The sequence below is a fragment of the Micromonospora sp. NBC_01796 genome (assembly GCF_035917455.1).
GTDB lineage: Bacteria > Actinomycetota > Actinomycetes > Mycobacteriales > Micromonosporaceae > Micromonospora_G.
Genome location: NZ_CP109078.1, coordinates 7,136,073 through 7,160,192, shown reverse-complemented (window position 1 = coordinate 7,160,192; position 24,120 = coordinate 7,136,073). Strand labels below are relative to the sequence as shown.

General features: G+C 71.1%; 22 protein-coding genes. 10 read left to right on the top strand and 12 right to left on the bottom strand.

Going from position 1 to position 24,120, the window contains the following annotated elements:
- Complete coding sequence (locus OIE47_RS31810) at positions 1–408, top strand: VOC family protein (protein WP_326558225.1); 408 nt, start codon at positions 1–3, stop codon at positions 406–408.
- Between the two features lie 21 nt (positions 409–429).
- Here the strand turns inward: OIE47_RS31810 and OIE47_RS31805 are convergent, their stop codons facing one another.
- The 5 genes from OIE47_RS31805 to OIE47_RS31785 are packed head-to-tail and all read right to left on the bottom strand — an operon-like array spanning position 430 to position 5,582.
- Complete coding sequence (locus tag OIE47_RS31805; RefSeq protein ID WP_326558224.1) at positions 430–1,983, bottom strand: long-chain-fatty-acid--CoA ligase; 1,554 nt, start codon at positions 1,981–1,983, stop codon at positions 430–432.
- Entirely contained in the window at positions 1,980–2,444 is a 465-nt protein-coding gene (locus OIE47_RS31800) for a MaoC family dehydratase (RefSeq protein ID WP_326558223.1), read from the bottom strand. Before OIE47_RS31800 ends, OIE47_RS31805 begins: the two co-directional genes overlap by 4 nt.
- Positions 2,441–3,613 carry an acyl-CoA dehydrogenase family protein gene (locus tag OIE47_RS31795; protein ID WP_326558222.1) on the bottom strand — a complete coding sequence of 391 codons (1,173 nt, stop codon included), beginning with the start codon at positions 3,611–3,613 and terminating at the stop codon, positions 2,441–2,443. Before OIE47_RS31795 ends, OIE47_RS31800 begins: the two co-directional genes overlap by 4 nt.
- 28 nt (positions 3,614–3,641) lie before the next feature.
- Positions 3,642–4,400: a 3-oxoacyl-ACP reductase FabG gene (gene fabG, locus OIE47_RS31790; RefSeq protein ID WP_326558221.1), complete on the bottom strand. Its 759-nt coding sequence runs from the start codon at positions 4,398–4,400 to the stop codon at positions 3,642–3,644.
- A gap of 33 nt (positions 4,401–4,433) precedes the next feature.
- Positions 4,434–5,582, bottom strand: coding sequence for an acyl-CoA dehydrogenase family protein (locus OIE47_RS31785; protein WP_326558220.1), 1,149 nt, complete (start codon positions 5,580–5,582; stop codon positions 4,434–4,436).
- 104 nt (positions 5,583–5,686) lie between these two features.
- On the opposite strand from OIE47_RS31785, the gene OIE47_RS31780 reads away from it, so the two are divergent.
- The 5 genes from OIE47_RS31780 (at position 5,687) to OIE47_RS31760 (ending at position 11,230) form a co-directional block, all read left to right on the top strand.
- Positions 5,687–6,352: a TetR/AcrR family transcriptional regulator gene (locus OIE47_RS31780; protein ID WP_326558219.1), complete on the top strand. Its 666-nt coding sequence runs from the start codon at positions 5,687–5,689 to the stop codon at positions 6,350–6,352.
- 46 nt (positions 6,353–6,398) lie between these two features.
- Positions 6,399–7,817, top strand: a complete 1,419-nt coding sequence (locus OIE47_RS31775; RefSeq protein WP_326558218.1) for an aldehyde dehydrogenase family protein — start codon at positions 6,399–6,401, stop codon at positions 7,815–7,817.
- Positions 7,814–8,890 carry an alcohol dehydrogenase catalytic domain-containing protein gene (locus OIE47_RS31770; RefSeq protein WP_326558217.1) on the top strand — a complete coding sequence of 359 codons (1,077 nt, stop codon included), beginning with the start codon at positions 7,814–7,816 and terminating at the stop codon, positions 8,888–8,890. Before OIE47_RS31775 ends, OIE47_RS31770 begins: the two co-directional genes overlap by 4 nt.
- Before the next feature lie 114 nt (positions 8,891–9,004).
- Positions 9,005–10,024, top strand: coding sequence for an SEC-C metal-binding domain-containing protein (locus OIE47_RS31765; protein WP_326558216.1), 1,020 nt, complete (start codon positions 9,005–9,007; stop codon positions 10,022–10,024).
- 153 nt (positions 10,025–10,177) lie between these two features.
- A complete protein-coding gene (locus OIE47_RS31760; protein ID WP_326558215.1) occupies positions 10,178–11,230 on the top strand; it encodes an LLM class flavin-dependent oxidoreductase in 1,053 nt (350 codons plus the stop codon).
- Positions 11,231–11,280: 50 nt separating this feature from the next.
- Here the strand turns inward: OIE47_RS31760 and OIE47_RS31755 are convergent, their stop codons facing one another.
- On the bottom strand, positions 11,281–11,769 hold the full coding sequence (locus tag OIE47_RS31755; protein WP_326558214.1) for a GNAT family N-acetyltransferase: 489 nt from the start codon (positions 11,767–11,769) through the stop codon (positions 11,281–11,283).
- Between the two features lie 95 nt (positions 11,770–11,864).
- Between OIE47_RS31755 and OIE47_RS31750 the strand changes: the two genes are divergently transcribed.
- Both OIE47_RS31750 and OIE47_RS31745 read left to right on the top strand, forming a co-directional pair.
- Positions 11,865–12,623, top strand: a complete 759-nt coding sequence (locus OIE47_RS31750; protein ID WP_326558213.1) for a HipA family kinase — start codon at positions 11,865–11,867, stop codon at positions 12,621–12,623.
- Positions 12,620–12,997, top strand: coding sequence for a DUF3037 domain-containing protein (locus OIE47_RS31745; protein ID WP_326558212.1), 378 nt, complete (start codon positions 12,620–12,622; stop codon positions 12,995–12,997). The genes OIE47_RS31750 and OIE47_RS31745 overlap by 4 nt, the downstream gene beginning before the upstream one ends.
- Before the next feature lie 159 nt (positions 12,998–13,156).
- Here OIE47_RS31745 and OIE47_RS31740 read toward each other — a convergent pair whose 3' ends face one another.
- The 4 genes from OIE47_RS31740 to mmsA all read right to left on the bottom strand — a co-directional run bounded on the left by OIE47_RS31740 (position 13,157) and on the right by mmsA (position 18,124).
- The gene (locus tag OIE47_RS31740) at positions 13,157–13,948 is read right to left on the bottom strand and encodes a maleylpyruvate isomerase family mycothiol-dependent enzyme (RefSeq protein ID WP_326558211.1); all 792 of its coding nucleotides are present in this window, start codon (positions 13,946–13,948) and stop codon (positions 13,157–13,159) included.
- 172 nt (positions 13,949–14,120) lie between these two features.
- Positions 14,121–15,218, bottom strand: coding sequence for a sugar-binding protein (locus OIE47_RS31735; protein WP_326558210.1), 1,098 nt, complete (start codon positions 15,216–15,218; stop codon positions 14,121–14,123).
- Positions 15,219–15,281: 63 nt separating this feature from the next.
- Entirely contained in the window at positions 15,282–16,580 is a 1,299-nt protein-coding gene (gene mmsB / locus OIE47_RS31730; protein WP_326558209.1) for a multiple monosaccharide ABC transporter permease, read from the bottom strand.
- A complete protein-coding gene (mmsA, locus tag OIE47_RS31725; protein WP_326558208.1) occupies positions 16,577–18,124 on the bottom strand; it encodes a multiple monosaccharide ABC transporter ATP-binding protein in 1,548 nt (515 codons plus the stop codon). The genes mmsB and mmsA overlap by 4 nt, the downstream gene beginning before the upstream one ends.
- A gap of 342 nt (positions 18,125–18,466) precedes the next feature.
- On the opposite strand from mmsA, the gene OIE47_RS31720 reads away from it, so the two are divergent.
- Positions 18,467–19,438: a hypothetical protein gene (locus OIE47_RS31720; RefSeq protein WP_326558207.1), complete on the top strand. Its 972-nt coding sequence runs from the start codon at positions 18,467–18,469 to the stop codon at positions 19,436–19,438.
- Here the strand turns inward: OIE47_RS31720 and OIE47_RS31715 are convergent.
- Both OIE47_RS31715 and OIE47_RS31710 read right to left on the bottom strand, forming a co-directional pair.
- On the bottom strand, positions 19,351–20,319 hold the full coding sequence (locus OIE47_RS31715) for an FAD-dependent oxidoreductase (RefSeq protein ID WP_326558206.1): 969 nt from the start codon (positions 20,317–20,319) through the stop codon (positions 19,351–19,353). The genes OIE47_RS31720 and OIE47_RS31715 overlap by 88 nt on opposite strands.
- A 168-nt stretch (positions 20,320–20,487) precedes the next feature.
- A complete protein-coding gene (locus OIE47_RS31710) occupies positions 20,488–20,958 on the bottom strand; it encodes a PLAT/LH2 domain-containing protein (RefSeq protein ID WP_326558205.1) in 471 nt (156 codons plus the stop codon).
- A gap of 223 nt (positions 20,959–21,181) precedes the next feature.
- On the opposite strand from OIE47_RS31710, the gene OIE47_RS31705 reads away from it, so the two are divergent.
- A complete protein-coding gene (locus tag OIE47_RS31705; protein ID WP_326558204.1) occupies positions 21,182–24,088 on the top strand; it encodes an AfsR/SARP family transcriptional regulator in 2,907 nt (968 codons plus the stop codon).
- Positions 24,089–24,120 lie beyond the last annotated feature (32 nt).

Below are 24,120 nucleotides of genomic sequence, written 5' to 3'. Positions count from 1 at the left end.
GTGAACTGGACGCTCGAGGTGGTGGTGGTTCCGGTGTCGGACGTGGACCGCGCCAAGGCGTTCTACGCCGAACAACTCGGTTTCACCGTCGACCACGACACCCGGATGGGCGAACAGGTCCGCCTGGTCCAGCTCACCCCGCCCGGATCGGGCTGCTCCGTCGTGATCGGTTACGGAGCCGTACCGCAGATGCCACCGGGCTCGCTGAAGGGCCTGCAACTGGTGGTCCCGGACATCCACAAGGCCCATGCCGAGCTGGTCGAACGCGGCGTGCAGGTCAGCGAGGTCCAGATCCTCGGCCAGAACCCGACGCCGACGCCCGACCCGCTGGACAACGTCGGCTTCGTCTTCTTCAGCGACCCCGACGGCAACGAGTGGGCCGTACAGCAGATCTCGTCGCGCGGCTGAGCACCGACGTCGGTGGGCCGATCAGTCGAGGGCGGCTCTGGGGACGATCATCCGGCGCAGCTCCCGCTTGAGCACCTTGTGGCTCGGCCCCAAGGGCAGCTCGTCGAGAAACCGGACCTGGCGCGGGTACTTGTGCCGGCCGAGCCGCTCGCGCGCCCAGTCGATCAGCTCGGATTCGGTCGGAGCGGGCGGCCCGGCCGGATCCAGCACCACCACCGCGCAGATCTCCTCGCCGTGCACCGGATCGGGTACCCCGATGACGGCCACCTGGGCCACCGCCGGGTGCCGGGCGACAATCTCCTCGATCTCGCGCGGGTAGACGTTGAACCCGCCCCTGATCACCAGGTCCTTCTTCCGGTCCACGATGGTGACGAAGCCGGACTCGTCCTTCGTACCCAGGTCGCCGCTGCGGAACCAGCCGTCGACCAACGCCTCGGCGGTCGCCGCCGGCCGACCCAGATAACCGGCGAAGACGTTGTGGCCCCGGATGACGATCTCGCCGATCTCCCCCGTGGGAAGCAACTCGATCCGGTCGTCCAGCTCGGGCCGGGCGATCTCCACCTCGACACCCCAGACCGGATGACCGACCGTACCGGCGCGGGTACCGAAGTGCGGCTGGTTGGTGGTCGCGGTCGGCGAGGTCTCGGAGAGGCCGTACCCCTCGAAGATCGTGGTGGCGAAGGCGGCGTTGAACCGCTCCAGCACCGCGAGCGGCAGCGAGGCCCCGCCGGAGATGCAGAGCCGCAGCCGGGGCAGGGTCGGCGCCTCGGCGGCGGCGGCGAGCAGCCCGATGTACATCGTCGGTACGCCGTGGAACACGGTGACCGCCTCGCGCAGCATCACCTCGATCGCGGCGGCACCGGTGAACCGGCTCAGCAGCACCAACGTCCCGCCCACCCGGAAGGTGCCGTTCATCGCCACCGTCTGACCGAAGGTGTGGAACAGCGGCAGGCAGCCGAGCACCACGTCGGCGCTGCGCGCGTCGTTGGCGTCGAACACGTTCACCGTCGCGTTCATGACCAGGTTCAGGTGGGTGAGCAGCGCCCCCTTGGGCTCCCCCGTGGTGCCGCTGGTGTAGAAGACCACCGCGGTGTCCTCGGCCTCGCGGGTCACGTACGACGGCAGTGGCGTCACCTGGTCGCTGACCTGCTCCAGCCGGCGGACCTCGATCCCGGCGGGCACCGGGCCGACGGTGACCAACGCAACCCCGGCGCGGTACGCCGCCTCGGCACCGATCGCCAACTGGCTCGTGTGACAGACGAGCAGGTCGGCGCCACTGTCCCGGAGCACGTAGGCCATCTCCTCGGCGGTGAGCAGCAGGTGCACCGGCACCACCACCGCACCGGCGACCAGCGCCCCGTAGTAGGCCCGGGGAAAGTCGAGCACGTTCGGCGCGAGCAGCGCCACCGTGTCACCCGCGCCGATGCCCAGCTCACGCAGCCCGGCCGCGGCGGACCGGGCCTCCAGCCACAGCTCGGCGTAGGTCACCCGGACCTCGCCGTCCACCACGGCAACCGTGTCGGAGTGCCGCCGGGCCGCCTCGGCGAGCACCATCGCCAATGACAACGCGGTCATTTCCCCTCCTCGAAGTAGAGCCGGGACACCGTTTCGGCGACGCAGACCGGCTTGACGCCGCCCGCACTCTCCACTGTGACCGATGTGACTACCTGTAAACCACCCGTCACGGGTTCCGCTCCGACGATCAGTGCGGTGGCCCGGATCCGCGTACCGACGCGCAGCGGGGCGGGGAACCGTACCCGGTTGAGGCCGTAGTTGACGCCCATCCGTACCCCGTCGACCCGGTACAGCTCGGTCACCAGCACGGGCAGCAGGGACAGGGTGAGGTACCCGTGCGCGACCGTCCCCCCGAACGGTCCCGCCGCGGCCCGCTGCGGATCGACGTGGATCCACTGATGGTCGTCGGTGGCGTCGGCGAACAGGTTCACCCGGTCCTGGTCGACCGGGTACCACCGGCCCGGACCCAGCGGCTCACCGACCGCGCCCAGGAGTTCGGCGGGCGAGGCGAAGGTCCTCATCCGAGGTGCCCTCCCAGCTTGGTGTAGCCGCGCAGCAGGTCGCGGGCGATGATCAGGCGTTGCATCTCGTCGGTGCCCTCGAAGATGCGGTACAGCCGCACCTGCCGGTACCAGCGCTCGATCGGCAGCTCCCGGGTGTAACCCATGCCGCCGTGGATCTGCAGGACCCGGTCGACCACCCGGTTGACCATGCCGGCGCCGTAGAGCTTCGCCATCGACGACGCGTGCCGGGGGTCGAGCCCCTGGTCGACCGTCCACGCGGCACGCAGGATCAGCCAGCGGGCCGCCTCCAGCTCGGTCTCCGAGTCGGCGATCATCCACTGGATCGCCTGGTTCGTGCCGATCGGCGTACCGAAGGTCTCCCGGGTGTTGGCGTGCTCGATCGCCATCCGCAGGGCCCGTTCGGCGATCCCGACCGCGTGCGACGGAATCGTGTAGCGGCCCTTGCCGATCCACTGCATGCCGAGGGCGAACCCCTGGCCCAGTTCACCGAGGATGTTGCGGCCGGGCACCCGTACGTCGTCGAAGACCAGCGCGGCCGGGCCACCCTCCCCCATCGTCTGGATGAACTCCGAACGCCACCCCATCGACCGGTCCACCAGGAAGGCCGTGCTGCCGCCGTCGCGTACACCCTTGTCCCGGTCGGTGACCGCGACCACGATCGCGAAGTCGGCGTCGTTGCCGCCGGTGATGAAGGTCTTCTCGCCGTTGAGGATCCAGTCGTCGCCGTCGCGGCGGGCACTGAGCTTGATGTTCGCCGCGTCCGAGCCGGCACCCGGTTCGGTGATGGCGAAGCAGGAGAGCCGCTCACCCTCGATCGTCGGCACCAGGTACTCGTGCTTCTGCTCGTCGTTGGCGTGGAACAGGATGTTGTCCGCCTCGCCGCCGAACCGGAACGGCACGAAGGAGCGGCCGATCTCGGTCCAGATCAGCGACTGGGTGACCGCCGGCAGATCCATCCCGCCGTACTCCTCGGGGGTGGCCAGCCCCCAGAACCCGAACTTCTTCGCCTTGAGCTGCAACTCGCGCAGCTCGCCGCGATCGATTCCGGGCCGGTGCGCCCGCTCCCGGCGCAGCACCTCGGCCTCGAGCGGAACGACCTCACGGGTGATGAAGTCCCGGGCGGTGTCGCGTATCGCGCGCTCTTCGTCGCTGAGCGAGAAGTCCATGTTGTCCTCCGAGGGTGTCGATCGGGGTTCAGCGGGCCCCGCCGTTGACGTACAGGGTCTGACCGCTGACGTAGGAGGCGTCGTCGCTGCCCAGGAAGGCGATCACCGAGGCGATCTCCTCGGGTTGGGCGACCCGGCGCAGCGGCGTGTGCTCGGCGGCCCACCGCTGGTGGTCCTCCGGGGTGCTGCCGACCCGCTCGGCGGTGGCGGCGGTCATCGCGGTCGCGACATAACCCGGTGCGACCGCGTTGACGGTGACCCCGAACGGGCCGAGTTCGATCGCCAGCGTGGCGGTCAGCCCCTGCACCCCGGCCTTGGCTGCGGCGTAGTTCACCTGGCCCCGGTTGCCCAGCGCGGAGCGGCTGCTCAGGTTGACGATGCGGCCGTAGCGCTGGCCGACCATCTGCGCCTGGGCGGCCTGGCAGCAGAGGAACATGCTGGTGAGGTTCGTGGTCAGAACCGCCTCCCAGGCATCGACCGGCATCTTGAACAGTAGGTCGTCGCGGGTGATGCCGGCATTGTTGACCAGCACGTCAAGCCGGCCGTACGCGTCGACGACCCGGGCCGTCATGTCCGCCACCGCGGTGGCGTCGGTGACGTCGCACCCGATCCCGACGGCCCGCCCACCGGCGGCGGTCAGCTCGTCGGCGACCGAGGTGGCGGAGTCGGTGTTCAGGTCCACGACGGCGACCGCCGCCCCCTCGGCGGCCAGCCGGCGGGCGGTGGCCGCGCCGATGCCCTGTCCCGCGCCGGTGACGACGGCTACCTTGCCGGCATATCTGGTCACTGTTCTCCTCGTGGGTGGTGGATCGGTCGGGGGTCAGAACGCGGAGACACCGGTGAGGGCGCGTCCGATGAGCAGTTGCTGGATCTGGCTGGTGCCCTCGTAGAGGGTGGCCACGCGGGCGTCGCGCAGGTACTTGCCGACCGGGAACTCGTCGATGTAGCCGTAGCCGCCGAAGACCTGGACGGCGTTGTTCGCCGCCCGTACCGCCGCCTCGCTGGCGAACAGCTTGGCCATCGAGGACTCGGTCGCGTACGGACGGTCGCGGTCGATCAGGTCGGCGACCTGCCAGACCAGCAGCCGGGCGGCGGCGGTGTCCACCGCGATCTCGGCGAGCAGGTGCTGGACGAGCTGGTGGCCGGCGATCTGCTTGCCGAACTGCTCCCGCCCGGTCGCGTAACCCACCGCCGCGTCCAGACAGCCCTGGGCAATGCCGACGCAACCGGCGGCCACCGACATCCTTCCCTTGGCCAGGGTGGACAGGGCGAGCCGGAGGCCGGCACCCTCGGCGCCCAGCCGGGCGTCGGCCGGCACGCGTACGGCGTCGAAAACGAGTTCGGCGGTCGCCTGCCCGCGCAGCCCGAGCTTGCCGTGGATCTCGCGCCGGTCCAGACCGGGGGCGCCGGTCGGTACGAGGAAGGCGGTGACGCCGCGCGGTCCCGGTTCACCGGTACGGGCGAAGACCAGCGCGACGTCGGCGGTGGTGCCGTTGGTGATGAAGACCTTCGAACCGGTGATGAGCCAGTCCCCGCCGTCACGGACCGCCCGGGTGCGCAGCGAACCCGCGTCGGAGCCGCTGCCGGGCTCGGTCAGCGCGAAGCACCCCAGGGCCTCACCGGCGCAGAGTCGGGGCAGCCACTGCGCCCGTTGCGCCGGACTGCCGTGTACGGCGATCGCCTTGGCCACGAGTCCGAGCGAGACGCTGACGATGCCGCGTACGGACGAGTCGCCGCGCCCCAACTCCTCCAGCACCAGGCAGTACGAGAGGTGGTCGCCGGCGGACCCGCCGTCCCGCTCGGCAATGGTCAGTCCGAGGAAACCGACGTCGCCGAGTCGGCCGACGATCGCCGGGTCGACCGCCTCGCGACGGTCCCATTCGGCGGCGTGCGGCCGTACCTCGCGGTCGACGAACTCGGCCGCGAGCCGGCGGACGGCCGCCTGCTCCTCGGAGAGCTGGAGGTCCATCCATCTAAACTAGCGCTGGAAGTTTTATCTCGTCCAGACCCCGTGTGGCAGAGTTTCCGCAACGAGCCCCGGTGACACCGGTAAGACGGAGAAGGAGGTACGCCATGCCCCGGCCACGGCAGGCCCTGCTGAGCCGGCAGCGGATCATCGAGACCGCCGCCGCCCTGATCGACGCCGACGGGCTCGGCGCCTTCTCCACCCGGCGACTCGCCGCCGAACTGGGCGTACGCGGACCCTCGCTGTACAACCACTTCGCCACCAAGGACGAGATCCTGGACGCGGTGGCGGACAGCATCACCGCCCAGATCGACGTCTCGTCCTTCGGCACGGCCGACTGGCGGGAGGCGCTGCGCCTGTGGGGACTGTCCTACCGGGCCGCCCTCGCCGCCCACCCGCACATCGTCCCGCACCTCGCCCAGGGGCCGGGGCGTCGTCCCGCCGCCCTGGCCATGGCCGACGCCGTCTACGGCGGACTGGTCGACGCGGGCTGGCCACCGGCGCGGGCCACCCACATCGGTGCGCTGATGCGTTACTTCGTGACCGGGTCGGCACTGGGGTCGTTCGCCCGAGGTTTCGTCGAGGATCCCGGCTTCTACGCCGAGCAGTATCCCCACCTGACCCAGGCGCACCGACTCGCCGAGCACCAGCAGAGCGTCGACGAGGGCGCGTTCACGCTGGGCCTGGATGCCCTGATCGACGGGCTCGCCCACACCTACGAGCGGATGGTCGGACCGCTGCCACCCCTCCCGTCCGGCGCCGGGGCGTACTAGAGTAAAAACTTGCACCGCTAGTTTCCGTCGACCCGAGGGGCCCCCGATGGACCTCACCCGTACCGACCTCTACCTCGACGGGCAGTGGGTCACCCCCGCCGCCACCGACACCATCCCGGTCGAGAACCCCAGCACCGAGCAGGTCATCGGCACCGTGCCGGCCGGCACAGCCGCCGACGTCGACCGGGCGGTGGCCGCCGCCCGTACCGCCTTCGACAGTTGGGCCGCCACCGATCCCGCCGACCGGGCCGCCGCACTCGACCGGCTGCACGGCGCGCTCGCCGCCCGTACCGACGAAATCGCCCGTACCGTCGCGCTCGAACTCGGCACCCCGCTGCGGGTGGCGACCCGGGTACAGGCCGGGCTGCCGCTGGCCGTACTGCGCAGCTATGTCGACCTGGCCGCCGAACCACCGGCCAGCCAACTGGTCGGCAACTCGCTGGTGGTCCGGGAACCGGTCGGCGTGGTCGGGGCGATCACACCGTGGAACTATCCCCTGCACCAGGTGGTCGCCAAGGTCGCCCCGGCACTGGCGGCCGGCTGCACGGTTGTCCTCAAACCCAGTGAGCTGACCCCGCTGGTCGCGTACCTGCTCTTCGACGCGATCCACGAGGCCGGGCTCCCGCCCGGCGTGGTCAACCTGGTCACCGGAACCGGCCCGGTGGTCGGCGAGGCGATCGCCGCCCACGAGGACGTCGACATGGTCTCGTTCACCGGGTCGACCGCGACCGGCCGGCGCATCTCGCACCTCGCCGCCGACCGGATCGCCCGGGTCGCCCTGGAACTGGGCGGCAAGTCGGCCAACGTGATCCTGGACGACGCCGACCTCGGCGCGGCCGTGAAGACCGGCGTCGGCAACGCCTTCCTCAACTCCGGCCAGACCTGTACGGCCTGGACCCGGATGCTGGTGCACCGCAGCCGCTACGACGAAGCCCTCGCCCTCGCCGCCCGGGCCGCCGAGAACTACCAGCTCGGCGACCCGTTCGACGCCGCCACCCGGCTCGGCCCGCTGGTCTGCGCCGCGCAGCGCGGCCGGGTACGCGACCACATCGAACGGGGCCTCGCCGACGGCGCCCGGCTGATCGCCGGTGGACCCGACGCCAAGGTGCCCGAACGCGGCCACTTCGTCGCACCGACGATCTTCGCCGACGTCGACCCGGACGGTGCCCTGGCCCAGGAGGAGATCTTCGGCCCGGTGCTGGTGGTGATTCCGGTCCAGGACGACGACCACGCCGTCTCCGTGGCCAACAACTCCCGGTACGGGCTGGCCGGCGCGGTCTGGTCCGGCGACGACAACCGGGCGCTCGCGGTCGCCCGGCGGATGCGTACCGGCGCGGTCGACATCAACGGCGGCGCGTTCAACCCGCTCGCCCCGTTCGGCGGCTACAAGCAGTCCGGCCTCGGTCGTGAGCTGGGCACGTTCGGCCTCGACGAGTTCCTCCAGACCAAGGCCATCCAGCGGTGAGGGCACTGGTGGCCCGGGCGGCCGGCGCCCCACCACGGGTCGAGGAGATCGTGCTGCCGGCACCGGGCCCGGCGCAGGTACGGGTGGCGATCCGGGCCGCCGGGGTGTGCCACTCCGACCTGTCGATGGTCAACGGGACCCTGGCGCCGACGTACCCGCTGGTGCTGGGGCACGAGGCGGCCGGGGTGGTGCTCGCGGTCGGCGCCGAGGTCGACCGGGTACGCGTCGGCGACCACGTGGTGCTGAACTGGGCGCCCCCGTGCCGGCAGTGCTGGTTCTGCGCGCGGGGCGAGCCGTGGCTCTGCGCCGCGACCGGCGCCCCGTCCCTACCGAGCGGCAGCACCGACGCCGACGGGACACCGTTGCACGTCACGCTCGGGCTCGGCGCGCTGGCCGAGGAGGTGGTGGTCGCGGCGAACGCGGTCATCCCGGTCCCGGCCGAACTGCCGTTCGAGGCCGCCGCCCTGCTCGGCTGCGCCGTACTCACCGGCATCGGCGCGGTACGCCGTACCGCCGGGGTTGTTCCCGGCGAGGCGGTCGCGGTGATCGGCCTCGGCGGGGTGGGTCTGTCCGTGGTCGCCGCCGCCCGCGCGGCCGGCGCCGACCCGGTGATCGCCGTCGACCTGTCCGAGGCGAAACGCGACCTGGCGATCGCCGCCGGGGCCACGGACTTCCTGCTCTCCGACGACACCCTCAACCGGTCGGTACGGACCCGCACCGGTGGCCGGGGCGTCGACCACTCGTTCGAGTGCGTCGGACGGGCCGCGACGATCCGGCTGGCCTGGCGGGCCACCCGCCGGGGCGGCCAGGTCACCGTGGTCGGCATGGGCGGCAAGGACGATGTGGTGGAACTGGGCGCGCTCGACATCTTCCACTCGGCCCGGATCCTGCGCTCCTCGGTCTACGGCTCCTCCGACCCCGACCGGGACCTGCCCGAACTGGCCCGGGCCGTGCTCGACGGGTCGATCGCCCTCGGGCCGCTGATCAGCGACCGGACCACGCTCGACGAGGCCCCGGCGGCGCTCGACCGGATGGCCCGGGGCGAGGGCGCCCGCTCGGTGATCCTGTTCTGAACCCGGCGCCGGGACAGGGGGTCCGGCCCGGGCGGGACGACGTCGAGACGGGGTGAGACGGGGGCAACAGCGTCGCGGCGGCGCCGGACCCGGCTCGCGCAGTAACGTGAGATCGTGCCAACGACAAACGTTCTCAGCAGCGCAGATCTGACCGAACTGCGCCAGTCCGCGCTCGGCGCGGCCAACCCGCTCGGCGTTGCCGCCGAACTCGCCGACGCGGCGGACCAGGGCCGGCTCGCCGACCCGACCGACACCGGTTACGCGCTGACCCTGGCCGCCGAGATCGCCGAGAGCCGGTCGAAGCTCGACGCCGCGCTCCGCTACGCGGATCGGGCCGTCGAGGCGTACCGGACACGCGATGACAACCGGGCCGCTTTCTCCCGCGCCCTGCACGCCCGGATCCTGTTCCGCGTCGGCCGCGCCGACGAGGCGGTCGAGGAACTCACCGCCCTGCGCCCGCTGCTCACCGAGCAGGCCGACGCCCCGGCGTACATCAGCGCCGCGCTGGACGCGGGCGGTCGGACCGCCACCGCCGAGCAGTGGCTGACGGCCGCGGTGGAGACGGTCATGGCGGACCGCGCCGCGTCCGCCGACCAGCCGACCGAGCCGAGGGACCGCGAGTCCGCGGGCATCCTGTTCTTCCTGCTGCAACAGCGCCACCGGGTACGTCGGGACCTCGCCCTTTCGCACGACCAGAACGACAACCTGGCCGACCGGCTGGAGAGCGGCCTGAGCGGCACCGCCGGGCGGGCGGGCACCGAACCGACGGCGAACGATCTGCTGTTCTGGCCGAAGGACGACTTCGAGCGGCTGCGGTCGGACTGGCCCGCCCTGGCCGAGACCTACGGCCGGGACTGGGACGAGCACCGGGCGGGCCTGGAGCGGGAACTGGTCCGGCTGGCCGGCGGCGGCCGTACCGGACTGACCGTGCTCAAGGGCTCGACCGTCGGGCTGGCCGGTTTCGCCCCGCAGCGGGGCGGGGATCCGACCGATCCGAAGATCCGCGCGGCGTACGCGCAGGAGCTGTCGAGCGGCACCAGCCAGATCCCCTGGCCGCCGGAGCGCAACGACGCCTGCTGGTGCGGCTCGGGGACCAAGTACAAGAAGTGCTGCCTGCCGCGCTCACGCGGCTGACCGGACACCTCGCGCGGCGGACCGACCGGTCCGCCGCGCACGATCGGGCATGAGCCGTCACTGGCCGGGAATGAGATCATCGGCACCGTCGTTATCCCGCCGGGAGTAACCGAAGCGGGTACGCCCGGGGCGTACCGATGAAGGAGAGACATCATGGCGACCGGTGTGGAGTTCGGCCTGGACACCTTCGGGGACGTCACGGCCGACGCCGAGGGCAACCGCATCCCGTACGGCCAGGTGATCCGGAACGTCATCGAGCAGGGTGTCCTCGCCGACCGGCTGGGCATCGACAGCTTCGGCATCGGCGAGCACCACCGCGACGACTACGCGGTCTCCGCGCCCGAGATCGTGCTCGCCGCGATCGCGAGCCGGACCGAACGCATCCGCCTCGGCACCGCGGTCACCGTGCTCAGCTCCGACGACCCGGTACGCGTCTTCGAGCGGTTCGCCACCCTCGACGCGATCTCGCAGGGACGTGCGGAGATAACCCTGGGCCGGGGATCGTTCACCGAGTCGTTCCCGCTATTCGGGTACGACCTCACAGACTACGACCGACTCTTCGCGGAGAAGGCCGACCTGATGTCGCACCTGCTGACCGAGGACGCGGTGACCTGGCAGGGCACCGTACGCGCCTCGCTGGAGAAGCAGCACGTCTACCCGAAGACCGAGTCGGGACACATCCGTACCTGGATCGGTGTCGGTGGCAGCCCCGAGTCGGTCGTCCGCGCCGCCCAGTACGGCTTCCCGCTGGCGCTGGCCATCATCGGCGGTGCCCCGGCGCGGTTCGCGCCCTACGTCGACCTGTACCACCGCGCTCTCGGGGAGTTCGGCAAGGAGCCGCTGCCGGTCGCGGTGCACTCCCCCGGCTTCATCGCGAGCACCGACGAGGAGGCGGCCGACGTGCTGTGGCCGCACGTGCGGGTGCTGTTCAACCGCATCGGCGCCGAGCGGGGCTGGCCGCCCATGACGCGGGCACGCTTCGACGCCGACATCGCCGAGGGCGCCTGGCACGTCGGCTCGCCGGAGACGGTCGCCCGGAAGATCGCCAGCACCGTACGCACTCTCGGCGTCCAACGCTTCGACCTGAAGTACTCCAGCGGCACCCTGCCGCACGACCGGCTGATGACCACGATCGAGTTGTACGGCACCGAGGTGGTCCCCCGGGTCCGTGAACTCCTCGCGGCCGACGCCCCCACCGGCGCCTGACCCCACCTGCGCGGCGAGCCCGGTCCACCCCGCGGGGGCGTGGGCCGGGCCTACTCCGGTGGCGGTAGCCGCAACCGCATCGCGGGATCGGCCGTACGCACGAAGCCCAGCGACTCGTACAGCGGTTCCCCCTGCCGGGAGGCGCGCAGGTCGACCGTCCTGATCCCCCGGTCCCGGTACCAGTCGAGCACCGCCGTCACGCAGGCGCGGGAGTAGCCCCGTCGGCGGTGGGCCGGGTCGGTGGCGACGTTGAAGACGTACCCGGTCGCGCCGGAGGGGTTGTCCGGTCCGCCGAGGCGGAATTCGACCGCGCCGACCGCGCAGGCGGCCAGGGAACCCGGCCGGTCGGATCGCTCCACCACGAACGCGACCAACGTCGGGTCGGGCCCGGCCAACCGGGTCCGGAGCGTCCGCGCCGCCGCCCGCCGCCAGTCGTCGCCCACCGGCTCGTGACCGGCCATCGCCGCCAGCATCACCGCACGCAGCCGGACCAGTTCCCCGGCGTCGGCGACGGTCGCCCTGCGTACCACCTCACCCATCGGACAGAGGCTAGTCGCCGGGGCACCATCGCGGTCGCGGCCGGGCGGGGCGGCCTGTTGTCGGCCTCGTCCGGGCCGGCACTAGGGTGGGCCGCATGCTGCGCCACGTCACCGGGACCCGCTACGTGACCCCGTTACGTGAGGGCGGTTCGCTACCCGGCCTGGTCGAGGCGGACGACCTCGGCACGTACGTGGTGAAGTTCCGGGGGGCCGGGCAGGGGCCGAAGACGTTGGTGGCCGAGGTGGTGGCCGGTGAACTCGCTCGGCGCCTGGGTTTGCCCGTACCTCGGCTGGTGGTGATCGACATCGACCCGATCATCGCCCGGGCCGAGCCCGACCAGGAGGTCCAGGAGCTGCTCGCGGCCAGTGGCGGCGCCAACCTCGGCCTGGACTTCCTGCCCGGTGCGCTCGGCTACGACCCGGTCGCCCACCCGGTGGACCCGGAACTCGCCTCGCGGGTGCTCTGGCTCGACGCGTACCTGGAGAACGTGGACCGGAGCTGGCGCAACCCGAACCTGCTGGTCTGGCACCGCAAACTCTGGCTGATCGACCACGGGGCGGCGATCTACTTCCACCACAACTGGCCACGCGCGGCGGCGGCGATCGGGCGGCCGTTCCGGGCCGACGACCACGTCCTGGCTCCGTACGCGACCCGCCTGTCCGAGGCGGACGCGGAGTTCGCCCCGCAGGTCACGGGTGACCTGCTCACCGAGGTGCTGACGCTGGTTCCCGACGACTGGCTCACCGGCCCGGACTTCGAGTCGCCGGACGAGGCGCGGGCGGCGTACGTCGCCCACCTGTCCGCCCGGGTCGCCGACAGCGGCGCCTGGTTGCCCCAGGTGGCGGCGGCATGAGGAAGCCCTTCGAGTACGCGGCCATCCGCGCCGTTCCGCGGATCCAGCGGGGCGAGCAGATCAACGTCGGGGTGGTCCTCTACTGCCAGGCGCACGACTTCCTCGCGGCCCGACTCCATCTCGACGCCGACCGTCTGCGGAGCCTCGATCCCGGCGTCGACGTCGACGCGGTCGCCACCGCACTGCGCGGTTGGGACACCACCTGCACGGGTGGGCCGACCGGAGGGCCGGCGGCCGGGATGCGGCTCGGCGAACGGTTCCGCTGGCTCACCGCGCCGCGAAGCACGGTGATCCAGTCGGGACCGGTGCACACCGGACTGACCGAGGACCCGGCCGGCGAGTTGGACCGTCTGCTCGACCTGCTGGTCCGCTGACCGGACCCGGTAAGCCCGCTCGTCCGGGTGGAAGGCGGCCAGCAGGATGACCACCGCCGGCGTGATACCCGGGGACCGGGCGGATCGCGCGAGCATCTGACCGCTCACACGATCCGCCGGGACGGGTACCCGCCACGGGCGGCCGGTGCCCGCCTGCGATCAGAAGCCGGGGAAGACCTTGCGCAGGTCGTCCAGGCTGATCGGGCCGGTCACCCGCACGGTGTCCGGTGTGTACCGCTCCCCCAGCCGCCCGACGACGAGCCGCAGCCATGCCTCGGCCGGGATGACCAGTTCACCGTCCGGGTGCTCCGGCACCTCGGTCAGTTCGATCCGCTCGCCCAGCCGCAGCCCGTGCACCTGGTCGGGCCCGGTCAGCCGCAGCACCAGCGTGGCCTGCCGTCCACCGAGCGCGTCGGGGCGGCCGTTCCAGGCGAGCATGCCACCGGTGTGGTCGAGCAGTGCCGCCACCGCTGTAGGCGTCACCGTCGCGTACGGGTTGAAGCCCACCTCGACGTCCCACTGGTGCAGGGCGAACTCGCTGAGCCGGAACCGGGTGGCGGTGGCGACGTCGACCGGCTCGGGCAGGAAACCGACGTCGACCCGCAGTTCCTCGCGGGTGGTCGGGTCCAGCGACTCGTACGCCTCGACCAGCCGCTGGTTGGCCTCGAGGAACCCGCTGGCGTGTTCGGCGGGTGGCATGGCGTCCCACCGGGCCCATACCCTGCGGTTGAAGTCCCCGTCCGGTGCGGGCCCGCCGTCGCGGGCGGCGGTCAGCTGGGCCAGGCCGATCTCAGCGCCGCTGCCGAGGTGGCTGAGCACCTGGGACACCTGCCACTCGCTGGCGCCGGAGGGGCGGACCAGGTCCTCCGGGCCGAGGTCCCGGACGAAACCGGAAAGTTCGTCGTGGCCCGAGCGCAGGGCGGCGATGGGTTGGTCGGCGAGCGTGGTCATGGTTCTCCTGTCACCTGGTCGGTGCTGCTGAGCTGGCGTCACCACCCGCCCGGGAGGGCGGGAAGCGGCGCCGACCCATCATGCCGCGAGCCGTCGGCGACACGGGAACGGGTCCCCGGAGTCGGAACTCCGAGGACCCGTTGCTGCCGCCTCGTCAGCGGCCGAGCCGATGTTACTTGGTGAGCGGGGCGAGCTTCGGGTCGTTGGCGTAGGCCTCGACCGCGTTGGTCTTGGTGACGATCAGCGGCGGCAGCAGGTACGCCGGGACGACCTTGACACCGTTGTTGTACGACTCGGTGTCGTTGGTCTGCGGGTCCTTGCCGGCCTGCAGGTCCTTGGCCATCTGGATGGCCTGCTTGACCAGGTTCCGGGTGTCCTTGTTGATGGTCGAGTACTGCTCACCAGCCATGATCGACTTGACCGACTCGACCTCGGAGTCCTGCCCGGTCACCACCGGCAGCGGCTTGTTGGCGCCCTTGACCGAGGTGATGATCGCGCGGGCCAGGGTGTCGTTCGGCGAGAGCACGCCGTCCAGGGTCTTGGTGCCGTAGCTGGCGGTCAGCAGCGAGTCCATCCGCCGCTGGGCGTTCTCGGCCTTCCAGCCGTCGGTGGCGACCTGCTTGATGTCGGTCTGGCCGGAGCCGACGACGACGTTACCGGCGTCGATCTCCTTCTTCAGGACGTCCATCGCGCCGTTGAAGAAGACCCCGGAGTTGTTGTCGTCCGACGAGCCGGCGAACAGCTCGATGGTGTACGGGCCGGTCGGCTTCTTCTCCTTCATGCCCTTGAGCAGCGCCTCGCCCTGGAGCTGGCCGACCTTGAAGTTGTCGTAGGCGACGTAGTAGTCGACGCCCGCGGTGTTGGTGATCAGCCGGTCGTACGCGATCACGGTGATGCCGGCCGCCTTGGCCGCCTCGACCTGGGTCGAGAGCTGGGCGGCGTCGGTCGCGCCGATGATGATGACCTTGGCACCCTTGGTGACCATCGCGGAGATCTGCGCCTGCTGGTCGGCGACGATGGTGGAGGCGCCGGCGTACTGGACGTCGGACTGGAAGCCGGCCTCCTTCAGGCCGTTGGTGAACAGGTCACCGGCGAGGACCCAGTTCTCCGAGGTCTTCGACGGCAGCGCCACGCCGATCAGCGAGTCGGCGGCGAAGCCCTTCTCCGACCCGGTCGAGCCGGAGTCGGAGCCCTCACGTTCGGAGCAGGCGGTGAGTGCCAGCAGGGCGACGGCGCTGAGCGCGACGCTCCTGGCGAGGAACTTACGCATGGTGGTGGTGGCCCTTCTTCGAGGTGGCGAGGCAGATGTGTTCCGCCCCGTCGGCGGTGACCGTCAGCTGGCCACCGGAGTCTTCGCGGGCTCGGTGCCCGTCGCGGAGGTGGAGGCCGGTCCCGCGGCTGCCTGCCGGCGGAACTGGCGCATGAACGCCCCCGTGATCGAGGTCCGTCCCTGGTTCTTGTTGTAGACGTCGAGCGCGACCGCCAGCAGCAGCACCAGGCCCTTGATGATCTGGACCCGGTCCGAGCCGACACCCATGAGCTGCAGGCCGTTGTTGAGCACGGCCATCACCAGGCCGCCGACGATCGAACCGCTGATGGTGCCGAGTCCGCCGGAGACCGCCGCGCCACCGATGAAGACGGCGGCGATCGCGTCGAGTTCCCAACCCAGCCCGTCCTGCGGGCCGGAAGCGGCGGATCGGGCGACGAAGATCATGCCGGCGAGAGCGGCGAGGACCGACATGTTCATCATCACGAAGAAGTTGACCCGCCGGAGTTTGACACCGGACAGCTCCGCGGCCCGTGCGTTGCCGCCGACCGCGTAGATGTGCCGACCACCGGCGGTGTTGCGGGTGATGAAGGAGTACGCGAGCACCAGGACGGCGAGGATGATGCCGGAGACCGGGAAGCTGGTGCCGACTCGGCCACCGGCGAACCGCAGGGTCACGTACACGATCACACCGAGCGCGACGGCGACCCGGAGCACCGAGATCCACATCGGTGCGACCTCGGCGTCCATCTCCCGCCGGGTCCGGCGCAGCCGCCACTCCCGGATCACCACCGCCGCGCAGGCCGCGAGCCCGAGCAGCAGGGTGAGGTTGTTGTATCCGGTACCCGGCCCCACCTCGGGCAGGAAGCCCGCACCGATCACCTTGAAACCCTGGGGTACGGGGATGGTGTCGGCGTTGCCGATGTACTGGTTACCGCCCCGGAACAGCATCATGCCGGCGAGGGTGACGATGAACGCCGGCACGCCGACGTACGCGACCCAGAACCCCTGCCAGGCGCCGATCAGGGCACCGACGGCCAGGCCGATCAGGATCGCGAGGAACCACGGTACGGAGTACTCCTGCATGACCTTCGCGACCACGATGCCAACGAACGCGGCGATCGAGCCGACGGACAGGTCGATGTGGCCGGCGACGATCACCATCAGCATCCCGATGGCCAGGATGAGGATGTAGGAGTACTGACTCACCAGCGAGATGAGGTTCCCCGAGTTCAGGGTGAGCCCGTTGGTCAGGAACTGGAACAGCAGGACGATCGCCACCAGCGTGAAGATCATCCCGAACTGTCGGGCGTTCGAGGTCGTCCCGCCGAACAGGGACTTCTGGAGGTCTTTCATACGACTCATGGCGTCTGCGTCTTCTTCGCTGAGGTCATCTGCTTCAACAGGGTCTCCGGGTCCGCGTCCCGCTTGTCGATGTTGCCGGTGATGGTTCCTTCGAACACCGTGTAGATGCGGTCACACAGGCCGATCAGCTCGGGCAGCTCCGAGGAGATGATGACAACGCCCTTGCCCTGGTCGGCGAGCCGCTGGATGATGCCGTAGATCTCGTACTTGGCGCCCACGTCGATGCCGCGGGTCGGTTCGTCGAGGATCAGCAGGTCCGGGTCGGTGAACATCCACTTCGCCAGGACCACCTTCTGCTGGTTGCCACCCGACAGTTTGGTGACACCCTCGTCGACGGTCGGGGCCTTGACCCGCAGGCTGGTCCGGTACCCCTCGGCCGCGCGGTACTCCTTCACCTGGTCGAGCACCCCGTAGCTGGAGACCTTGGAGAGCTTGGCCGAGACCATCGAGGTCTTGATGTCGTCGAGCAGGTTCAGGCCGATCGACTTGCGGTCCTCGCTGACGTACGCCAGCCCGTGGTCGATCGCGTCCGACACGGACTTCAGCACGACCTCCCGACCGTCCTTGAAGATCCGCCCGGACAGGTACGTCCCGTAGGACCGACCGAAGACGCTCATCGCCAACTCGGTCCGCCCGGCGCCCATCAGCCCGGCGAAGCCGACGATCTCGCCACGCCGGACGTTGAAACTGGAGCCCTTGCAGACCAGGCGCTCGGTCGAGATCGGATGGCGGACCGTCCAGTCGCGTACCTCGAAGAACACCTCCCCGATCGAGGGGGTGTGGTCCGGGAAGCGGCTGCTCAGCTCCCGGCCGACCATGCCGCGTACGATCCGGTCCTCGTTGACGCCCTCCGCCTTGACGTCGAGCGTCTCGATGCTCCGGCCGTCCCGCAGGATCGTGATCGAGTCGGCGATCTGCTCGATCTCGTTCAGCTTGTGCGAGATGATGATCGAGGTGATGCCCCGCTCCTTGAACCCGCGCAGCAGGTCGAGCAGGTGCTGCGAGTCGGCCTCGTTCAGGGCCGCGGTCGGCTCGTCGAGGATGAGCAGCTTGACGTCCTTCGCGAACGCCTTCGCGATCTCGATGAGCTGCTGCTTGCCGACCCCGATGTCCTTGATGAGGGTGTCCGGGTCCTCCCGCAGGCCGACCCTCGCCATCAACTCCAACGCCCGGCGGTTCGCGGCCTTCCAGTCGATCGCCCCCGCGCGACGGGGCTCGTTGCCCAGGAAGAGGTTCTCGGTGATGGACATGCCGGGGACCAGCGCGAGTTCCTGGTGGATGATCACGATGCCGGCATGCTCGCTGGCCCGGATGTCGGAGAACCGGGACTCGGCGTTGCGGTAGACGATGTCGCCGGAGTAGCTGCCGTACGGGTACACCCCGCTCAGCACCTTCATCAGGGTCGACTTGCCGGCGCCGTTCTCACCGCAGATGGCGTGGATCTCACCGGCCCGGACCACCAGGTTCACGTCGGCGAGCGCCTTGACGCCGGGGAACTCCTTGGTGATCGAACGCATTTCCAGCAGGATGGGACCGTCACTCATGGCCGCGGCTCCCCGATCGGTTTCGCACACGCGCACGCGTGTGCCGCGGCCGGAGCCGCCAGGTGGGCACGCCCCGGTAGCCGGAGGCACCCGCGCGCACCCGCCGGGAGGGGGTCGCGCCACGTCACCAACGTCATCGTTGCCTCCGTGGTAGTTCGAGATCAGCCGTTCAGTCGTGTAGCGGCAAGCAACCTATGGGAGACGAGGATGTTTCGCAACATTTGATCGCGCTCCCTCGCGGGGACACTTACAGAGGTCACAGCCCGGATAGCGCTCCACGGCCGCGCTAATGCCGCCGGGTCGGACAAAGCGGGCCGACCAGGTCAAGGTCATACTTGCCCGGTGACGTCCACAGTGTGGTTCGTGGGGGTGTCGACCGCTGAGTCGACAGTCAACCACGCGTTTCCGATCTGGATGGCCGACCTCGGTCTCGACGTACGCCTGGTGGGCCGTGACCTGCCGCTGGGCGCGCCGGCCGTGCTGTACCGCACACTGGTCGAGGAGTTGGCCGCCGACAGCGGGTCGCTCGGCGCTGTCATCACCTCACACAAGGTTGCCCTGCTGGCCGGGGCCGGTGACCTGATCGGCCGACTCGACCCGTTGGCGGCCGAGTGTGGTGAGGTCAACGCGCTGAGCCGCAGGTCAGAGGGCTTGGCCGGCTTCGCCCGCGACCCGGTCTCGGTCGGCCGGGTGGTCGACCGGATCTGGCCCGACGGCGAACAGGTGGTGTGTTTGGGTGCGGGCGGCACCGCGATCGCCCTCGGCCGGCACCTGCTGGCCCGACCGGTCCCGCCCACCCGGTTGGTGTTCACCGACCGGCACGGCGGTGCGGTTGACCACCTACGGTCGGTCCTCGGTCCGTGGGCCGCCGACCGACGGGTCCGCCTCGAGGCGCACGTCGGAGCCGGACCCTGGGACGGCCCGGTCGAGCGGAGCCCGGCCGGGACGTTGGTGGTCAACGCCACCGGGCTGGGCAAGGACCGGCCGGGCAGCCCGCTGTCACCGGTCGCCGCGTTTCCGCCCGGTGCCGTGGTGTGGGAGCTGAACTACCGCGGTGACCTGTCCGTACTGCGCCAGGCCCGGCGTACGGACGGGGTGGCCGTACACGACGGGTGGGAGCTGTTCTGCCACGGTTGGGCCGCGGCACTCGGTCCGATCCTCGACCTGCCGGGTGAGGCGCACACCGCCGACCGGTTCGCCGCGCTCGCCGCACCGCTGCGGTCCGCTCAGCCGGTCTCCGATGCCCGGCACAACTCGACCACCTCGTCCGCGCATCCCCAGGACAGCGTGACGCCGGCTCCACCGTGCCCGTAGGTGTGGACCAGCCGGGATCCGCCCGGCAGTCCGACGGGGTCGACCGCCACCCGTGCCCCACCGTCCCGCGCCGGCCGCAGCCCGACCAGGTGTGCCAGCACCGGGGCACCGGCCAGTTCCGGCACCAGGGCGACGCACCGGTCGAGGATGGCCCGCCCGGTGGCCTCGTCCGGTGTGGTGTCCCACACGTCCCGGTCGAAGGTCCCGCCGAGCACCACGTCCCCGCTGCGCGGATGCACGTACGTCATCCCGGCCGGGTTCTCCTCGTCGCGTACGGAGATGTGCAGTCCGGGGTTGCCGACCAGGACGATCTGACCACGGGCCGGGTGGACCGCCTCGTCGCCGGCCAGTACCCCCGCCGCCAGACCGGTGGCGTTGACCACCACCGGGGCCAGTTCGGCGACGTCGGCGAGCCGCGTCAACCGGCGCCGGACCAGCACCCCACCGGCCCCGGTGACCTGCTGGACCAGCCAGTCGAGATAGGGGCTCATCTCCACCGAGGGAACGGTGAACCGCCACTCACCGGTGTAGCCGTCCGGTACGGCGGCCGGCGCGGTCACCCGGAAATCCGGTACGGCCGGCGCCCACCAGGGGAACTCCCCGTCCACCGTGCGCCGCAGCATCCGGGTCGGCCGCATCACCACCCCCGGCACACCCCGTCCTGCCTGCTGGACGAGTTCGGCGAAGGTGCGCCGGGACCAGTCCAGCACCCGCGGGTCGCCCTCGGTGTGGGTCGGGTACCACACCGCCGCGGCGATCCGCGACACCGTCCGCGCCGGCTCGTCCGCCGTCACCACGGCCACCCGCATGCCGTCACGCTGCAACCTCGCCGCGCAGGTGAGTCCGACCACCCCGGCGCCGACAACCACCACGTCAACCATCCGTCCAGCGAACTCCACCGGTGCCGTCGACGTCCAGGGTGAACCGGCGGGGAGCCTCCCCTGGCGCCGGACACAACGGCGCCCCGGTCACCGGAGCGGGCGAATCCGTTCCGGTGACCGGGGCACGATCGACTGTGCGGAATGAGGATCAGATGCTCGGAACCCGCACTACGGGCAGTCGAACCACCGGGTTTCCTCGCCGTCGCCGTAGTACGCGTTCATCGGGCACTGGTACCAGATCCGGGTGGCCTCCGAATAGACCATCGCGTATTCGGGGTACCACTCGGATCCGTTACTGCCCTTGTATACGCCGATGAAGTCGGGCCGCCCGATGTCGAACCATGAGAATGGCCCGAAGGTGTCGTTGCTGTTGCGCTCGAAGTTGTCGGCGGAGTTGTCGAGGTTGACATATCCGGGCGAATCGGCGAGCGTGCCGTAGACCTTCATCCGGACGGTGGCGTCGGTGCCGGCGTCCTGGATGTTGGCGGTGTGTACGAAGATCCAGTACCTGGTGACGGCGTTGGTGCCGACGTCGCCCTGCTTGGTGGCCGGGGCCGCGACGGCGGCGCTGCCGGCGCCCAGCGCGCCCGTCAGTACGACGAGGGCGGTGGCGAGCACGATCGGGATACGGAAACGCATGACGACCTTCCCTGCGAAAGAGATCCGAAAATCGGGTGGAGATCCGGAATGGCGCGTGCCGGCGGGTCGCCGACGCTGGACACGAATCTCGCAGGGGGCTCCACAACGGTGCTGACGCGACACTGAAACCGCCGATGGTCCGGTGTCCGACTGAGCCGCCCGGGTCCGGTTGCGCCGCCGATAGCCTGGGCCCATATTTCCGGTGGGGTGGGGGCGGGACCAGATGCGCGTCAGGCTGCTCGGGCCGGTGGACGTGACCGTCGGCGGTGCACCGCGTACGTTCTCCGGGTTGCGACGGAAGGCGGTGCTCGCCGTACTCGCCCTGCATCCGGGCGAGATCGTCAGCACCGACCGGCTCATCGACGTCGTCTGGGGCGACCGGGCACCAGCGACCGCGCTGAACAGCCTGCAGAGTCACGTGTCGTACCTGCGCCGTACGATCGGCGCGCCGGCTCCGATCGTGGCCCGGCGGCCGGGTTACCTGCTGGACCTGCCGGTCGAGGCGGTCGACGTCGGCGCGGCCGAGCACCTGATCCGCGAGGGCACGAGGTCCGCCGACCATGCGCACGCCGACACCTGCCTGCGGGCCGCCCTCGACCTGTGGCGCGGGCGGGCGCTGGTGGACGTCACCGGCCCGGTTTGGCTGGACGAGCAGGCCGAGCGGTTGGAGCGGGTCCGCCTGGTGGCCGTACGGGCCCTCACCGACGTCCGGTTGGCGCTCGGCGAACACGCCCGGCTCGTGCCGGAGCTGGAGGTCCTGAGCCAGGAACACGATCTCGACGAGCACATCCACGAGCAGCTCATGCTCGCCCTCTACCGGGCCGGGCGGCAGTCCGACGCGCTGGCGACGTACCGCCGGCTGCGGCACCGGCTGGACGAGGACCTGGGCATCGAGCCGGGGCCGGCACTGCGGGACCTCGAGAACGCGATCCTGCTCCAGGATCCGGCGCTCGACCCGGTGCCGGCCGCGATCGAGGTGGGCGCCGGGTCGACCGCGGTTGGTCGGACCGGGTCCGGCGTCGGGCGGGGATCGGTCCCGGCCCAGCTTCCACCCGCGGTACGCGCCTTCGCCGGCCGTACCGCCGAACTCGGCCGGCTCGACCGCCTGCTCGGCGGGTTCGACGCCACCGGTCCCCCGACGCCGGTCATCGCCGCCGTGTCGGGGACTCCGGGCGTGGGCAAGACAACCCTGGCCGTGCACTGGGCGCACCGGGTCGCCGGCCACTTCGAGGACGGCCAGCTCTACGTCAACCTGCGCGGGTTCGACGCCGGCGGATCCGTGATGGACCCGGCCGAGGCGGTCCGGGGCTTCCTCGACGCGCTCGGGGTGCCGGTGGAACGGATCCCCGTCGGGCTGGCACCGCAGGCCGCCCTGTACCGGAGCCTGCTGGCCGGCAGACGGATCCTGGTGGTGCTGGACAACGCCCGTGACCCGGACCAGGTACGCCCGCTGCTGCCCGGCTCCGCCGGCTGCCTCGTGCTGGTGACCAGCCGGAACCAGCTCACGCCGCTGATCGCCACCGAGGGTGCGTACCCGCTCGCGCTCGATCCGCTACCGACGGTCGAGGCCCGCGACCTGCTCGTCCGCCGGCTCGGGACGGAACGGGTGGCCGAGGAGCCCGGCGCCGTCGACCAGATCATCGCGAGCTGCGCGGGGCTGCCGCTCACCCTCGCGATCGCCAGTTCCCGGGCCGCGACCCGCCCCGGCTTCCCCCTGTCCGCGCTCGCCGACGAACTGCGTGACGCGGCGGGGGCGCTGGACGCCTTCGACGGCGGCGACCCGGCCACCGACGTGCGCGGTGTCTTCTCCTGGTCCTACCGCGCGCTGAGTCCGGACGCCGGGCGACTGTTCCGGCTGCTCGGGCTGCATCCCGGTCCGGACGTCTCGGCCCCTGCCGCAGCCAGCCTCGCCGGTGTGCCGTCACGGCAGGCACGGGCCCTGCTGGCCACGCTGGCCCGTGCCCATCTGCTGATGGAGCACACGGCCGGCCGGTTCGGCTTCCACGACCTGCTGCGCTCGTACGCCACCGAGCTGGCCAGCGAGGTCGACAGCGAGGCCGAGCGGCGGGCGGCGACGCACCGGCTGCTCGACCACTACCTGCACTCGGCGTACGCCCATGCCCGGCTGTTGCAGCCGTTCCGGGACCTGATCGACCTGGAACCCGCCCGCCCCGGCGTCACGGCGGTGACGAGCCCGGACGCCGACTCCGCGATGGTCTGGTTCACCGCCGAACACCTGGTGCTGCTCAACACGGTCGCGCGGGCCGCCGACGAGGGCCTGCACGGCCACGTGTGGCGGCTGGCCTGGACGATGGCCGACTTCCTGGACCGCAAGGGGCACTGGCGGGACTGGGCGGCCACCCAGGAGACCGCGCTCGCCGCCACCCAGCGGCTGGCCGACCACCGGGCGGCCGCGAGCGTGCACTGCGGTCTCGGGCGGGCCCGCGCACAACTGGGCCGGTTCGCCGACGCACATGCCCATCTGCGCCTCGCGGCGGGCCTGTACGACGAACTCGGTGACCTGGCCGGGCAGGCGCACACCGACCGGAGCATCGCCTGGGTCCTGTCCCGGCAGGGCAGCCACCGGCGGGGACTCGCCCACGCCCAGCGGGCGCTCGCCCGGTTCGAAACCCTCGGGGACCTCGCCATGCTGGCCCGCGCGCTCAACTCGGTCGGGTGGCAGTACGCCCAACTGCACGACCACGGGCAGGCCCTGCACCACTGCGAACGCGCGCTCGTCCTGCTGCGCCGGGTCGGCGACCGGTTCGGTGAGGCGAACACCTGGGACAGCCTCGGTTACGCCCACCACCATCTCGGCAACCACCGGCAGGCCATCGCGTGTTACCGCCGGGCGGTCGACCTGTTCCGCGACGTCGGGGACCGCTACTACGAGGCCGACACCCTCACCCACATCGGCGACAGCCACCGGGCCGCGGGCGATCCGGAAGCCGCCCGGACCAGTTGGCTCGCGGCCCTCGACATCCTCGACGCGCTCGGCCATCCCGACGCCGAGCAGGTGCGGGCGAAGGTGGCCCGAACGGTGCAACAACCGCCGCCGTCCAGGCCACCGGTACCGCCGGTGCACGCCCTGCAGAGGTCCGACAGGGCCGCGTCCACCGCGGGGCCGTGACCGGGAGCACCGGTCCACCCGAGGATCGCCCT